This window comes from Alishewanella tabrizica (genome assembly GCF_014652375.1).
GTDB lineage: Bacteria > Pseudomonadota > Gammaproteobacteria > Enterobacterales > Alteromonadaceae > Alishewanella > Alishewanella tabrizica.
The window spans coordinates 413197-428064 of the sequence record NZ_BMYR01000001.1 but is presented as its reverse complement, the minus strand read 5'-3'; the positions used below and the strand labels follow the sequence as shown (position 1 = coordinate 428064).

Here is a 14868-nt window from a genome sequence, read left to right as displayed (position 1 = left end):
TTATGACGCCTGCTATATTGATTTGTGATGATTCAAATCTAGCTCGAAAACAACTTGCCAGAATCTTACCACAGGAATGGCAAGCTACTGTTTTTTTTGCTGGTCATGGTGCAGATGCACTCGATACCATTAAAGCCCATACGATTGATTGGCTATTTTTAGATTTGAATATGCCAGTGATGGACGGTTATCAGGTGTTAGCAGAGCTAAAAAAACTGGGATTATCGCTCCAAGTTGTGGTGGTATCAGGCGATATTCAGCCTGAAGCTTATGAGCGTGTTATGGCATTAGGGGCAAAAGCCTTTTTAAAAAAACCGGTTAGCGCGACAGAGTTAACCGCGCTTTTGCAAACAGAGGCACCGGTATCGGCTGAAGATAAAAAACGACAGCGGACCTATATAGCGCCTGATCGTGTGCAACTCGATAATGAGTTGCGCGATGTCTTTCAAGAAGTGGCGAATGTTGCAATGGGACAAGCTGGCGACTTACTGGCGCGCTTGTTAAATGTGTTTGTAAGATTGCCCATTCCTAATGTTAACTTGATTGAAGTCAGCGAATTAACTATGGCCCTTGCCTCAGTTGATCCGAATTCTAAAACGTCTGCGGTTTGCCAAGGTTTTATTGGCAGTGGCGTAGCGGGCGAGGCGTTACTAATTCTAACCGATTCCAGTTTTCAGGATATTGCCCGATTACTGAATTATCACGGTGAAGTAAATAATGCCGTAGAGTTAGAATTGCTGATGGATATTGCGAATATCCTGATCGGTGCCGTGCTAAAAGGCATTGCTGAACAAGTTGATATGAGCTTTAGTCAAGGACATCCCGTAGTACTGGGGCAGCATGCCCCGATTACGGAATTAATTAAAGCGAATGCCAAGCGCTGGCGCACCACACTGACTATTGAGCTTAGCTATGGTATTGAGCGGTTTGACATCAATTGTGATTTGTTACTGTTATTTACTGAAGATAGTTTAAAGACCTTACGTTATAAGTTAGCCTTTTTGATGGATGATGCCTAATGACTGAAATGAACGCAGGTGCCTCTGAGCTACACTGGTTGATGGACATGTTGCAAACAGTCGATGTCGGTTTAGTGGTGGTGAATGCCGATTACCGTATTCAATTATGGAACGGTTTTATGGAAAACCACAGTGGTTTGACACCTCGTCAAGTTCGAGAGCATTATTTATTTGATTTGTTCCCAGAAATTGATGAAGACTGGTTAAGGCGTAAGTGTGATCCAGTGTTATTGCTGAAAAACCGTGCTTTTACGATTTGGGAGCAACGACCGTATATTTTTCGGTTCAAAAATTATCGGCCAATCACCGGAAATGCCGATTACATGTATCAAAACAGCACAATTTTTCCGATCACCGATACGCGGGGAGACGTCAGCCATTTGTGTTTTATTATTTATGATGTAACCGATGCGGCAGTAAGTAAATTAGAGTTGCAGGCAACTAACGGTCAACTACGTCAGTTATCTACCACCGATTATTTAACGCAAATGCGCAATCGGGGTAATTGGGAAGAAAATATTAAACAAGAATTTAATCGTTTGCAGCGCTATCCGCAACATCAAAGTAGCCTCATCATGGCTGACATTGATCACTTTAAACGCATTAATGATACCTATGGTCATGCTGCAGGTGATTTAGTCATTAAATCGGTGGCAGAAATCATCCGGAAAAGTTTACGCAGTACCGATATTGCTGGTCGCTATGGTGGCGAAGAGTTTGCCATTTTGTTACTAGATACGACAGAAGATCAAGCCAGTTATTTAGCAGAGCGAGTCCGTCGTAAAATTGAACAAACTGAAGTGCTATACAATCAGCAGACTATAAAGCTAACGATGAGTTTCGGTTTGGTGCAGCGGAATACTGATATACAGGATTATCTGCAGTGGATAGAGGCAGCCGATAAAGCGCTTTATACCTCCAAAGCGAAAGGGCGTAATCAGGTCACTCGTTACAGCAAGGATCTGTAGCTGCTTATAGACCGCTTTCGTGATGTATCGAAGGGCTGTTGGCCCTTCGCTAACTTAACTCAGAACAGCTTGCTAAAATCGATATATTTCCTTCGCTACTTTGTTGTTCTAGCCTTACTTCAAAGCCCCATAAGCGATGTAGATGGCGCATCACCTCTTTAATATTGCCGCCAAGTGGAATGCCATTATGCGGTATATAACGCAAAGTGAGTGCCCGATCGGTATTAATGTTAACTTGTTGTACTTGAATGTTAGGCTCTAACTGACTCAGATTATATTGGGCTGATAATCGCTGCCGTATCTGCTGATAACCCTCGGCATTGTGAATAGCGGCAACTTCTAAGCTTGCTTCTTTACTATCGTCTGTTATGGCAAAGAGCCTGAAATCACGGATCACTTTAGGCGATAAATACTGGCTGATAAAGCTTTCATCTTTAAAGTTTTGCATAGCAAAATGTAGTGTATCCAGCCAGTTACTGCCGACCAGATCGGGAAACCACACTTTATCTTCCGCAGTAGGTTGCTCACAGATCCTTCTAAGATCACTAAACATGGCAAAACCCAGCGCATAAGGGTTAATGCCTGAATAGAATTTACTGTTGTATTCAGGCTGCAGGACCACATTTGTATGGCTGTGCAGAATCTCCAGCATAAAGCGATCACTCAGTCGCCCTTCAGTGTAAAGATGGTGTAGCAAGGTGTAATGCCAAAAGGTGGCCCAACCTTCGTTCATTACTTGAGTTTGTTTTTGCGGATAAAAGTACTGGGCTATTTTACGTACTATGCGCACCAGTTCACGTTGCCAAGGTTGCAACAGCGGCGCGTGCTTTTCGATAAAATACAGGATATTTTCTTGCGGCTCAGCGGGGAAAATGTTGCTCGTTGTTGCTACCTGGGCTTTGCCAGGCACGGTACGCCATAATTCATTAACCTGCGATTGTAAAAAGGCTTCACGTTCTTCCTGACGTTTTTGCTCTTCCTCCATCGAAATTTTTTGCGGTCTTTTATACCGATCTACACCATAGTTCATTAGTGCATGGCAGGAATCGAGAAAGTCTTCTACGGTTGCGACGCCATATTTTTCTTCACAGCGGCTGACATAATTTTTAGCGAATACTAGATAATCGATAATAGAGCTGGCGTCAGTCCAGGTGCGAAATAGATAGTTATTTTTAAAAAAAGAATTATGGCCATAGCAGGCATGGGCTATCACCAGCGCTTGCATTGGCAGGGTATTTTCTTCCATTAAGTAGGCGATACAAGGATTGGCATTAATCACGATTTCATAAGCTAACCCCATATAACCGCGTTTATAATGCTGCTCAGTTTGAATAAATTTTTTGCCATACGACCAATGATGGTAACCCAACGGCATACCGATACTCGAATAAGCATCCATCATCTGTTCTGCCGTAATCACTTCAATTTGATTAGGATAGGTATCTAATTTATAGAGCGCGGCGACACGTGCTATCTGCTGCTGATAATCATGCAGTAAATCAAAACTCCAATCTGGGCTATCGCTCAGACAAGATCCCATATTAAAGGCAATGCTGCTCATGTTGCCTCCTATTAAGCGGCCTGTTTTTTAAATAGTTCGCGAAACACGGGGTAAATATCACTGATCTCCCGAATATGCTGGATTGCCAAATTGGGGTGGTTGGCAAGTAACTGCTGATATTGCTCCCAGAGTGATTGATGCGCCCGTGGTGTAATTTCTATATAAGCGTAGTAGCGTAGTAGGGGTAATAGCTGTTCAGCCAATAGCTTGGCACAGGGCGCGCTATCTTCTGCCCAGTTATCGCCATCAGACGCTTGGGCAGCATAAATATTCCATTCTTGCGGGTTATAGCGTTGTTGTACTATTTCTAACATCAGTTTTAACGCTGACGAGACGATAGTGCCACCCGTTTCCTGTGAATAAAAAAACTCTTGCTCATCCACTTCTTTAGCTTGGGTATGATGGCGGATATACACCACCTCAACATTTTTATAGGTACGACTTAAAAACAAATACAGCAGAATATAAAAGCGTTTTGCCATCTCTTTAGTGGCTTGATCCATCGAGCCAGAGACGTCCATTAAACAAAACATGACCGCTTTACTGGTAGGTTCGGGCCGTTTTTGATAATTTCTAAAACGTAGATCAAAGCTGTCAATAAAGGGGACTGCTGCTATTTTTTGTTTTAACTCGGTAATGTGCTTTGTTAAAGCACGGCGAAGCAATTCATCTGGTACGGCGAGTTGCTCTAGCTCGGCAAGTTGTTGCTCGGCTTGGCGTAACTGTCTTTTCTTTTCTGAACTCATCGCGACTCTGCGTGCTAGGGAACCACGTAAAGAGCGCACTATATCAATATTTGCCGGCACGCCTTCTGCTCGATAACCTGCCCGTACGTTTTTATACTGAACAAGTTTATCTAACTGATTATGTTTAAGATCGGGCAGTGCCAAATCTTCAAATAGTAGATCAAGATATTCGTCTTTCGAAATGGCAAACACAAAGTCGTCATTACCTTCACCATCCTGACTTGCATCGCCTTTACCACTGCCAGCACCTTCGCTTTGCGGGCGTGGGATCCGGTCACCCTCGCTAAACTGATCATTACCCGGATGCACTCGCTCCCGTTTACCGCCTTTACCTTGATGAAACAATGGTTCACTGATATCGCGCGCGGGTATACTGATGCTCTCACCACTGCTTAAATCCGTTACACTACGTTTGCTGATAGCATCAGATACGGCTTGCTTAATTTGTTGCTTATAGCGCCGGATAAAGCGCTGGCGATTTACCGCGCTTTTGTTTTTCCCATTAAGACGGCGATCAATAAAGTGCGCCATACTACCTCCGGAGCTATTGAGATTTACGGACCCGCAAATACCATTCCGATAATAACCGAACCTGTTTGCGGGTGTAGCCTTTCTCCATCATACGGTTAACAAAATCATCGTGCTTTTTCTGATCATCGGTGCTGGTTTTGGCATTAAAAGAAATGACTGGCAGCAGTTCTTCCGTGCTGGAAAACATTTTCTTTTCAATCACGGTGCGCAGTTTTTCATAGCTGGTCCATGCCGGATTTTTACCGTTGTTTTTTGCTTTAGCTCGTAGTACAAAGTTGACAATTTCATTGCGAAAATCTTTAGGGTTACTGATGCCGGCCGGTTTTTCAATTTTTTCCAACTCCGCGTTCAACGAAGCCCGGTCAAACAGTTGACCGGTTTCTGGATCCCGATATTCTTGATCCTGGATCCAAAAGTCGGCATAAATCACGTAACGATCAAAGATATTTTGGCCATACTCAGAATAAGATTCCAGATAAGCGGTTTGAATTTCCTTGCCGATAAATTCAACATATTTTGGCGTTAAAAAGCCTTTTAAATGTTCAAGATAACGCTCTGCGGTATCGGCCAGAAATTGCTCCCGCTCAATTTGTTGTTCCAACACATAAAACAAATGTACTGGGTTTGCCGCTACTTCTGTCGTATCAAAGTTAAATACTCGCGACAAAATCTTAAAGGCAAAACGTGTGGATAAGCCGGTCATGCCCTCATCAATACCAGCATAATCACGATACTCCTGATAAGACTTCGCTTTTGGATCGGTATCTTTTAAGCTTTCACCGTCGTAGACCCGCATTTTTGAGTAGATACTGGAGTTTTCCGGCGCTTTTAATCTGGAAAGTACCGCAAACTGCGCTAAAGCGCTTAGGGTGCCGGGCGCGCAGGGCGCTTGTTTCAACTCACTGTGCTCCAGCAGTTTTTGGTAGATTTTCAGCTCTTCACTAACCCGTAGGCAATAAGGCACCTTAACAATATAAACCCGATCTAAAAAAGCTTCGTTGTTTTTGTTATTGCGGAAAGTTTGCCATTCCGATTCATTACTGTGTGCCAGAATGATCCCGTCAAAGGGCAAGGCCGCCAGCCCTTCGGTACCGTTATAATTCCCCTCCTGAGTTGCCGTTAACAGGGGATGCAATACCTTAATCGGGGCTTTAAACATCTCGACAAATTCCATCAATCCTTGGTTAGCCCGGCAGAGCGCGCCAGAGTAACTGTAGGCATCAGGATCATTTTGCGCGAAATGTTCCAATTGACGAATATCGACTTTACCCACTAGTGCGGCAATATCTTGATTGTTCTCATCGCCCGGTTCGGTTTTCGCTATCGCCAATTGGTCAAGAATGGATGGATAGCGTTTTACCACCCGGAATTGACTTATATCGCCATTAAACTCATGCAGCCGCTTACTAGCCCAAGGCGACATAATGCTTCTGAGATAGCGTTTAGGTATGCCGTATTCTTGCAGCAATAGATCGCCATCTTCAGCAGCATCAAACAAGCACAGTGGGTGATCTTGCACTGGCGATCCCTTAATGTAATAGATAGGGATTTGTTGCATAAGATGTTTGAGTTTTTCTGCCAATGAGGATTTGCCGCCGCCAACAGGCCCCAGCAAATATAAAATCTGTTTACGTTCTTCTAAACCTTGCGCGGAGTGCTTCAGATAAGAAACAATTTGTTCTATAGCATCTTCCATTCCATAAAATTCGGAAAATGCTGGATAACGAGCAATTAAACGATTGGAGAACAAGCGGCTGAGTTGCGAGTCTTGAGATGTATCAATCAGTTCAGGCTCACCTATCGCCATCAGTAAGCGCTCAGCAGCACTGCTATAACAGCTTTTATCCTGTTTGCAGAGCGTAAGGTAATCCTGAATGGTAAGTTCTTCCTCTTTGTTTGCCTCGTAGCGTGCTTTGTAATGTTCAAATATGCCCATTTTGACCCTCCAGCTACTAATCCGGGAAAACTGCTTTCAGCTGTTAGTTTAAGGGTAGACATGAATCGTCAGCTTTGCCCGTTACAATCAAAAAATTCTGCAATCAAAATACTTTACGCGCAAAATTTATTTTTGGTTTTGTATTATTTTTGAGCAAGGGGGGAGAGGAAGGTTCAACGCACAGACAAAAAAATACCCGGCAAATGCCGGGTAAGAATTCGGTAAGAAACCGCTTATTTAGCGAAGTTTTCCGCCGCAAATTCCCAGTTAGCCAGTGCCCAGAAGGCATCTAAGTAAGTTGGGCGTGCATTACGGAAATCGATGTAGTAAGCGTGTTCCCATAAGTCAACAGTGATAATTGGTGTGACGCTAGCATCTTGAATCGGTGTACCCGCGTTGCTGGTATTCACGATATCTAAGCTACCATCCGCTTTTTTCACTAACCATGTCCAGCTAGAGCCAAAGTTATTAACGGCTTTGTCGTTAAAGGCCGTTTTAAACGCAGCAAACGAACCCCATTTAGCGTTAATGGCATCAGCAAGTGCACCTGTTGGTTCACCGCCCGCATTTGGCGCTAAACAATGCCAGTAAAACGTATGGTTCCAAACTTGCGCGGCGTTATTAAATACACCACCTTCGCTGTTACGGACAATCTCTTCCAGTGTTTGGCTGGCAAAAGGGGTGCCTTCAATTAAACCGTTTAGTTTTACCACGTAGGTATTGTGATGTTTACCGTGATGGTACTCTAACGTCTCGGCAGAAATATGTGGGACTAATGCATCTTTAGCATAAGGTAATGCGGGTAATTCAAAGGCCATTGTTGCTCTCCGTTCACGTTGTTAAAAGTGTCTGCATGACGTAGACTACAAAACCTGACTAAAATACTCAAGTTTTATTCGCCGACGCGGGGTTTGCCACTAACTGGTGCTAACAGCATATTTAATTGTTCAGCTGATATTGGGGGCTTTATCAAAAACTCAAGTGCTTGTAGGCGTAATACAGGGTAAAATAGTAAGACTGACAGATTAATTTTAGAGGTCATGATGGAAACGTTAGATAAGATTAAACAGCAAATCGCTGAAAACCCCATTTTGTTATTTATGAAAGGTTCACCAAAATTTCCAAGCTGCGGGTTTTCTGCTCAAGCGTCGCAAGCGTTGATTGCCTGTGGTGAGCAGTTTGCGTTTGTGGACATTTTACAACATCCTGATATCCGGGCTGAGTTACCTAAATACGCGAATTGGCCAACTTTTCCACAATTGTGGGTTGAGGGAGAGTTGATCGGTGGCTGTGATATCGTCTTAGAAATGTTTCAACGTGGTGAATTACAGCCGCTAATCAAAGACGCTGCGGCTAAGCACAAAGTTGCGGATACAGATGTTGAATAAGCATTACGCTTATTGATTAACTCTGTGTAATGAGGCTGCTCTGCATCGTGCAGATGCAGCCTGTTATAACGGGTCAAGTTGTGCCTCTTCTTCCTCTTCTTCCGCAACGGCCGTTAAAGGCCAACCGCCAAGTGTTTGCCAGCGATTGACAATAAAACAAAATAGTTCTGCGGTGCGTTCTGTGTCATACAACGCGCTATGTGCTTCTTTTGCATTAAATGCGATACCCGCCTGCGCGCAGGCTTTTGCTAGCACGGTTTGCCCTAAAGCCAGTGCCGACAAACTGGTGGTATCAAATGAAACAAAGGCATGAAAAGGGGAACGCTTGTAATTTACGCGATTGATCGCCGCATTAAAGAAACTTTGATCGAAGGCTGCATTGTGCGCCACAATCACCGATCGTTGGCAGCCAGCCGCTTTTTGTGCTGTACGTACCGCTTTACAAATAGCTGAAATAGCATCACGTTCGCTCACCGCACCACGAAGTGGATTAAACGGATCAATGCCATTAAACGCCAAGGAACTGGCATCGAGGTTGGCGCCTTCGAAAGGATCAACATGAAAGTGTAATGTTTCACCTGGATATAAATGACCTTCATCATCCATTTGCAATAAATTTACTGCAATTTCCAACAATGCATCGGTTTTTGGATTAAAGCCTGCGGTTTCTATGTCGATAACTACAGGGTAATAGCCCCTAAAACGGCGCGCGAGCAAAGACGTGGTTTGAGAAGGCATCTATTCGATATCGCTCTATCATGGGTAAAGTGAACGATATTATGCCAAATAATCCCCACAAGGTCTTGTGTTGTAGGCGATTGTCAGGTGGTTTTATGTTGTAGGCTCGGGTTACCGGAGGGTGACGGACAATTTCGGCACAATCTCTGTACTATGATTAGTAACATCTTCGCTTAGTAAAATCGTGGCTTAGTAACATCGTGGCATAATCACGCGCGGTACAACTTAGTATATTTTTAGTAAAATCTCGGCACAATGTTTGCTTTGCTTGATGGTGTGGTTAATGTCGTGTCTGCAGTTGGGCATGTCTCCGTCTTTATTGTATTTTTGATCGTATTTTGATCGTATTTTTGGCGTAGTTAAAAACGAGTCGTTGATTGCGTTTGCCAACACAGCGCAAGGTCAAGCTTAAAAAAGGATCTCAGAGTGTTTATGCGTGCTATGTTTTGTGTTTTGGGCATCAGTCTTAGTGCTGCTAGCGTGGTGGTTAGCGCTGCGCCTACACAGGTGCGTCAATATTCTGCCAGTATTGATCAATCACAATGGTTGCTGAGTAAAAATACGCCTCTGCATTGTCAGCTTGAGCATAATATCCCTAATTTTGGTACGGCAATTTTTCGAAGTCACGCTGGCAAAGGCTTAAATATGGATTTTGAGTTAGCCATGTTACGCCTACCAGATAACTATGATCTCGCAGAAGTGTTGTCGGTGCCGCCGCAATGGCGTGCTGGCGAAAAAACAAAAGCCTTAGCCAGTATGCGCTTGTTAAAGCAATTTAATGGCGACTTACCTAAAAAAACAGCTTGGACATTACTCACAGAATTAGAACAAGGTTTTAGCCCAACCTTCTATTATGCTGATTGGTATAGTCCTTTTGACAAGGTTGTGGCAGCACTAAACCCTGTGCAGTTCCCCACGCAGTACGCCGCATTTAGTCAATGTATTGCGGGGTTATTACCTTACAGCTTCGAGGATATCGCTTTTACGGTATTAACCTATGAAAGCGGTGGTGATCAATTAACGCGAGATTCACGTCGTCGCTTAAGTCAAATCGCTGAGTATCTAAAATATGATACCGACGTTGAATCTATCGAACTGCAAGGTTACACCGATAGTTTTGGGGGACGTTGGATGAATGAACAGTTATCGGTACAACGCGCTGAAAAGATCAAAGCGTTTTTTGTCGCCGCCGGCGTTTCAGAAGATAAAGTACAAATTGAAGGTTTTGGCGAGCGACGCCATGTTGCGCCTAACGAAACGTCGTTGGGCCGCGCCATTAACCGACGCGTTGTTCTGCAGATGGCAAGACCCTAACGGATGACGCGTAAATGGCAATCACACCAGTAAGCAATTAGTCACAAAGCAATCAGTAAAAAAGCAATGTTCTCTAAATTGTGGGCTTTGCTGCTTTTCTAAAACGGTTTGCGCTAAGCATTTTTAAGGTGTCCTCGGCAACCGGCAAGGGTTCAGCCGTGAGTTGACAGGCCAATAACTCGGCTAAAAGTGGTGCAAAAAGTAGCCCTCTCGCCCCTAAGCCACTTAACACCCATATCCCCGCTGTCGCCTGTTCATCCGGATGATAAAAACCACATAGTGGCAAATGATCGGGTGTCGTTGCGCGAAACGCTGCCTTTGCCGAGATAACGTTAAGCTGTTGTAACCAGGCGTGACTCTGTAATTGTTGTTGTAACTCGTTGAGGTTTGTTTCGTCGTCCGCGGCGAGAACAAGCGCTTCTTGACCGGCTCGATCAAAGGTTGCACCGACACTGTGAATGCCGTCCATTGCCGGTGTTAAATAGCCTTTATGACAAATAACCGTTTTAAGTGATTGTAATTCTTTCGATTCAACATGGCTGACTTGCCCCCGAACACGGTTAACGGGTAGAGCAGAAAATAGGTTAAGTTGTTGCAGATCGGCGCCGGTTGCCACAAGCAGTTGGCTGGCAAAGTCAGTTTGCTCGCCCGAATGCAGCTGCCATCCTGCGTTGATCGCGTCAATACGATCAACATGATAATTAAACCGCGCGCTGAACAACGGATGCGTGGCTAAGTACTGATAAAGTGCCTGGCAAAAACCCTGCGGTGATAGCCAACCTGCATTGGGAATAAAGATCCCAGCGTGCTTAAGGGGGATACCCGCAATCGCGGTTGCCATTTCTGCGTCAACAAAACGAACCAAATTAGTCGGCCATGATTGTTGCTGGGCCATTTTTTGCTGTCGAGTGTGCAGTAAGTCAGTTGTGGCTAAGTGCAGCAGGCCGCATCGTGCCAGCGGAAATACCATGCCCAATGCTTGGCATTGTTGATAAAACTGTTGCGCAAAATGAAAGGCGTGGCAATGCCATAATCCCGCCGAACTGATATTGGCCGATAAGTTGGGATAAAGCGCACCTTGTCTATTTTGCGAAGCGCCAAGCGCAACGTCGGCATCGGCACAAAGCAAACGAACCTGGACACCACGTTGAATTAAGGAAAATGCCGCACATAATGCGGCTAAGCCGCCACCTATTACGGTTATCGGTTCGTGGTTTGAACGCATGTCGGCTGTCGTTATTGCTGCATCATGGCTTGGCATAATATTGGGCGTTGCCAACAGCATTTCCCGCTTGCGACCAAATCCCTTTACTTTCTTAACGATAAAGCCTGCATCAAGCAAGCCACGTTTCACCATACCGGCACACGTAAACGTGGCGAGGGTCGTGTCGTGATGACTTAATCTAAAGAGTTGCTGAAACAACGTGGGCTGCCACATATCCGGATTTTTAGAGGGCGCAAAGCCATCAAGAAAAATGGCATCCACTTTATTTTGTGCAGGTAGTTGGGGTAGCAGGGTATTAACATCGCCCAGCCATAAATCAAGCACAATATGGCCTTGTTCAAAGAGTAAACGGTGACAGCCACTGACCGGCGCTGGATAAGCATGTAGCAGTTGCTCGCATTCGGCTTTCAGCTCGGTATGACACTGCAGTGCCTGTGTTAAGTCAGCCAAGCTAAGGGGATATTTCTCAAAACTGGTAAAATATAAACGTTGACACGGTGCCTGCGGATAGCGGGCGCGATAGGCGTTAAAACGTTGCCACGTGGCTAAAAAGTTTGCACCGGTACCAAAGCCTGTTTCTATAATGTGGAAAAAACGAGCGGGGTGAAGCGGCCAGCGTTGTGGCAGTCCATTATGATGCAAAAAAACATAATCCGTTTCCGCTAAGCCGCCTTCATTAGAAAAGTAAATATCATCAAAATCGGTGGCAACCGGTGTACCTTGCGGATTGAAGTGAATACGGGCATGTGCTATTGACTGCATAGTAAGCTTACCAAGAAAAATTCAACTTGTAGTTTACCTCAGGCTGAAGCAAAATTAAAAATAGAGTACAACTGTTCGCTGAAAGCAGACCAGTTTTCGGCATAAAAGCCGTAGAATAACACGCAAATTATTTTATAACCTGAATAAGTAGGTTGGGGAGTCAGCATGAAAAGAGCCGTAATAACCGGTTTTGGCATTGTATCCAGTATTGGTAACAATAAAACAGAAGTATTAGCTGCGTTAAAGGCCGGTAAATCCGGAATTACCCGCGCTGAGGAATTTGCCGAGCTAGGATTGCGCTCTCAAGTTTGGGGTGACATAAAACTTAACCCAAGTGATTTGATTGATCGTAAAGCGTTGCGTTTTATGGGTGATGCAGCAGCCTATGCTTACATCGCCATGCAAGAAGCAATGCAAGATGCTGGCCTGACTGAAGAACAAATTTCCAATCCTCGCGTCGGCCTAGTGGTTGGTTCAGGTGGCGCTTCGTCTAAAACTCAGGTTGAAGCAGCCGATATTTTACGGGAAAAAGGGGTAAAACGGGTTGGACCCTATGCCGTGCCTAAAACGATGTCGAGTACCTGTTCTGCTTGTTTAGCGACACCGTTTAAAATTAAGGGTGTTAACTACTCTATCAGCTCAGCGTGCGCCACCAGCGCGCACTGTATTGGTAATGCCATGGAGCTGATTCAATTAGGTAAACAAGACATCGTGTTTGCGGGGGGCGGTGAAGAGGTGCATTGGACCTTAGCCATGGAATTTGATGCCATGGGCGCGTTATCCTCACGTTATAATGATACACCAACAGTTGCGTCTCGAACCTATGATGCTAATCGCGATGGGTTTGTAATCAGTGGTGGTGGTGGCATTGTGGTTGTTGAAGAGCTCGAACACGCGCTGGCGCGTGGTGCGACGATTTACGCAGAAATTGTCGGCTATGGCGCCACCTCGGATGGTTACGATATGGTGGCCCCAAGTGGTGAGGGCGCTGTACGCTGCATGCAAATGGCCATGCAGGGTGTATCAGCCCCTATTGATTATTTAAATACGCATGGTACCAGTACCCCAGTGGGTGATGTTAAAGAGCTGGGGGCTATTCAAGAAGTCTTTGCAGGTCAAATGCCTGCCATAAGTGCGACTAAAGCGATGACAGGGCATGCGCTCGGAGCCGCGGGGGTGCATGAAGCGATTTATTCATTGCTGATGATGCAGCATAACTTTATAGCGCCTTCTATAAATATTGGCGAGTTAGACGACGCTGCCAAAGGATTGAACATTGTGACTGAGCCACGTGATGCCGTGCTCAATACTGTGATGTCAAACAGCTTTGGTTTTGGTGGCACTAATGCCACGTTAGTGTTGCAGCGCTATACCAATTAAGCTTTCTCTGTGCATTGAAAAGGCGCTTGATTAAGCGCCTTTTTTGTTCAGACAACGGTTGCAAAAATAATGCAGTGAGTATGATGTTTCTAGCATAATGGCAACAGGCGGTGGTACGCTAAGCAACGCTGAATGGAAGAGTGGGCTTCCCAAGTGAGCATGCTTAATTTTTAAGCCGTAATGAGAACGCATGATGAAGATTTTTGCTGACGAAAATATGCCCCTGGTGCAAGCGTTTTTTGCAAAATTGGGTGAGGTAACGCTTTTCAATGGTCGAACGGCCCGCGCAAATGATATCGCTGAAGCCGATATTTTATTAGTACGTTCAGTGACTCAGGTTAATGAGGCTTTGTTAGCAGCGAATAAAAAATTACAATTTGTCGGTACCGCGACCATTGGCATGGATCACATTGATCGTACTTATCTCGCGGCACGAAATATTGCATTTAGTTCTGCACCTGGCTGTAATGCCCAATCGGTTGTGGAATATGTATTAAGTAGCCTTTGGTGTTTAGCCGAGCGTTATCAATGGCAATTGCGTGACAAAACCGTCGGGATTGTTGGTGTTGGTAACATTGGGCGTCGTTTGGCTAATGCTTTAACGGCTTTACACATTCCGGTGCTGCTTTGTGATCCTATTCGGGCCAAGCACGAAGCTGATTTTGCGCATACCGATTTTGAACAGCTATGTCAGCAAGCCGATATTATTAGTTTTCATACGCCACTGACAAAAACCGGTTTAGAGCAAACCACGCATTTACTTAACGCCACACAATTGGCGAAACTTAAACCGGATTGCGCCATCATTAATGCCTCACGTGGCGGTGTAATAGATAATGCCGCTTTATTGGCAGCTCAGCAACAATGTCGGCGCCCCTTGGTGTTAGATGTCTGGGAACACGAGCCTGAGATCTTGCGACCATTGATCGCCTATTGTGATATCGCTACAGCCCATATTGCTGGACACAGTATTGAGGGTAAGGCGCGTGGTACCGCCATGTTATATCAACGTTGCTGTGAACTGTTACAGATCCCCGAGAGCGCACACCTTAGCGAATTATTGCCAGTGCCAGCAGTGGAAAAACTGCAAATATCTGCAAATTTTGGGCTTCCAGATGTCCAAAATGTCGCGAGAATGTTATATGATGTACGGCGTGACGATGCCTTATTTCGTTATCATATTGAAGGGAAAGGATTTGACTGGCTTCGTAAGTCATATCCGGCGCGACGGGAGTTTAGCGCGTTACAGCTTGTCGGTCAGGCTACACCGCCCTGGCTTAGCCAATTAGGCTTTAATTAA

The 14868-nt window shown here is 44.9% G+C and carries 12 protein-coding genes; 6 read left to right on the top strand and 6 right to left on the bottom strand.

The genetic code is table 11. The features are described from left to right. The first annotated feature begins 2 nt into the window (after window positions 1-2). Both IE070_RS01970 and IE070_RS01965 read left to right on the top strand, forming a co-directional pair. Entirely contained in the window at window positions 3-1019 is a 1017-nt protein-coding gene (locus IE070_RS01970; protein WP_189479898.1) for a response regulator, read from the top strand. Then, window positions 1019-1987, top strand: a complete 969-nt coding sequence (locus tag IE070_RS01965) for a sensor domain-containing diguanylate cyclase (RefSeq protein WP_189479896.1) — start codon at window positions 1019-1021, stop codon at window positions 1985-1987. The genes IE070_RS01970 and IE070_RS01965 overlap by 1 nt, the downstream gene beginning before the upstream one ends. Window positions 1988-2036: 49 nt before the next feature. Here the strand turns inward: IE070_RS01965 and IE070_RS01960 are convergent, their stop codons facing one another. The 4 genes from IE070_RS01960 to IE070_RS01945 form a co-directional block, all read right to left on the bottom strand. Then, complete coding sequence (locus IE070_RS01960; RefSeq protein WP_189479893.1) at window positions 2037-3548, bottom strand: SpoVR family protein; 1512 nt, start codon at window positions 3546-3548, stop codon at window positions 2037-2039. An 11-nt stretch (window positions 3549-3559) separates the two neighbouring features. Next, entirely contained in the window at window positions 3560-4825 is a 1266-nt protein-coding gene (locus IE070_RS01955; RefSeq protein WP_189479891.1) for a YeaH/YhbH family protein, read from the bottom strand. Between the two features lie 13 nt (window positions 4826-4838). After that, on the bottom strand, window positions 4839-6761 hold the full coding sequence (locus tag IE070_RS01950) for a PrkA family serine protein kinase (protein WP_189479890.1): 1923 nt from the start codon (window positions 6759-6761) through the stop codon (window positions 4839-4841). A 233-nt stretch (window positions 6762-6994) separates the two neighbouring features. Further along, entirely contained in the window at window positions 6995-7579 is a 585-nt protein-coding gene (locus IE070_RS01945; RefSeq protein ID WP_189479888.1) for a Fe-Mn family superoxide dismutase, read from the bottom strand. A gap of 225 nt (window positions 7580-7804) precedes the next feature. On the opposite strand from IE070_RS01945, the gene IE070_RS01940 reads away from it, so the two are divergent. Continuing rightward, window positions 7805-8149, top strand: a complete 345-nt coding sequence (locus tag IE070_RS01940) for a Grx4 family monothiol glutaredoxin (protein WP_308428923.1) — start codon at window positions 7805-7807, stop codon at window positions 8147-8149. Window positions 8150-8212: 63 nt separating this feature from the next. Here the strand turns inward: IE070_RS01940 and rnt are convergent, their stop codons facing one another. Beyond that, window positions 8213-8887, bottom strand: a complete 675-nt coding sequence (gene rnt, locus IE070_RS01935) for a ribonuclease T (protein ID WP_189479884.1) — start codon at window positions 8885-8887, stop codon at window positions 8213-8215. Window positions 8888-9319: 432 nt separating this feature from the next. On the opposite strand from rnt, the gene IE070_RS01930 reads away from it, so the two are divergent. Next, complete coding sequence (locus IE070_RS01930; protein ID WP_189479881.1) at window positions 9320-10201, top strand: flagellar protein MotY; 882 nt, start codon at window positions 9320-9322, stop codon at window positions 10199-10201. 73 nt (window positions 10202-10274) lie between these two features. On the opposite strand, the gene mnmC is transcribed toward IE070_RS01930, so the two are convergent. Next, a complete protein-coding gene (gene mnmC / locus IE070_RS01925) occupies window positions 10275-12188 on the bottom strand; it encodes a bifunctional tRNA (5-methylaminomethyl-2-thiouridine)(34)-methyltransferase MnmC2/FAD-dependent 5-carboxymethylaminomethyl-2-thiouridine(34) oxidoreductase MnmC1 (protein WP_189479879.1) in 1914 nt (637 codons plus the stop codon). Window positions 12189-12353: 165 nt separating this feature from the next. Here mnmC and fabB point away from each other — a divergent pair, with 165 nt between their 5' ends. Then, window positions 12354-13568 (top strand): beta-ketoacyl-ACP synthase I, encoded by a 1215-nt coding sequence (gene fabB, locus IE070_RS01920; protein WP_189479877.1) that lies wholly within the window; start codon window positions 12354-12356, stop codon window positions 13566-13568. Window positions 13569-13761: 193 nt separating this feature from the next. Further along, window positions 13762-14868, top strand: coding sequence for a 4-phosphoerythronate dehydrogenase (locus IE070_RS01915; RefSeq protein ID WP_189480095.1), 1107 nt, complete (start codon window positions 13762-13764; stop codon window positions 14866-14868).

Coding starts and splice junctions, on each gene's coding strand:
- IE070_RS01945 (WP_189479888.1), bottom strand. CDS start 7,579: ATGGCCTTTGAATTACCCGCATTACCTTATGCTAAAGATGCATTAGTC.
- rnt (WP_189479884.1), bottom strand. CDS start 8,887: ATGCCTTCTCAAACCACGTCTTTGCTCGCGCGCCGTTTTAGGGGCTAT.
- IE070_RS01970 (WP_189479898.1), top strand. CDS start 3: ATGACGCCTGCTATATTGATTTGTGATGATTCAAATCTAGCTCGAAAA.
- IE070_RS01915 (WP_189480095.1), top strand. CDS start 13,762: ATGAAGATTTTTGCTGACGAAAATATGCCCCTGGTGCAAGCGTTTTTT.
- IE070_RS01955 (WP_189479891.1), bottom strand. CDS start 4,825: ATGGCGCACTTTATTGATCGCCGTCTTAATGGGAAAAACAAAAGCGCG.
- fabB (WP_189479877.1), top strand. CDS start 12,354: ATGAAAAGAGCCGTAATAACCGGTTTTGGCATTGTATCCAGTATTGGT.
- IE070_RS01950 (WP_189479890.1), bottom strand. CDS start 6,761: ATGGGCATATTTGAACATTACAAAGCACGCTACGAGGCAAACAAAGAG.
- IE070_RS01965 (WP_189479896.1), top strand. CDS start 1,019: ATGACTGAAATGAACGCAGGTGCCTCTGAGCTACACTGGTTGATGGAC.
- mnmC (WP_189479879.1), bottom strand. CDS start 12,188: ATGCAGTCAATAGCACATGCCCGTATTCACTTCAATCCGCAAGGTACA.
- IE070_RS01930 (WP_189479881.1), top strand. CDS start 9,320: ATGCGTGCTATGTTTTGTGTTTTGGGCATCAGTCTTAGTGCTGCTAGC.
- IE070_RS01940 (WP_308428923.1), top strand. CDS start 7,805: ATGGAAACGTTAGATAAGATTAAACAGCAAATCGCTGAAAACCCCATT.
- IE070_RS01960 (WP_189479893.1), bottom strand. CDS start 3,548: ATGAGCAGCATTGCCTTTAATATGGGATCTTGTCTGAGCGATAGCCCA.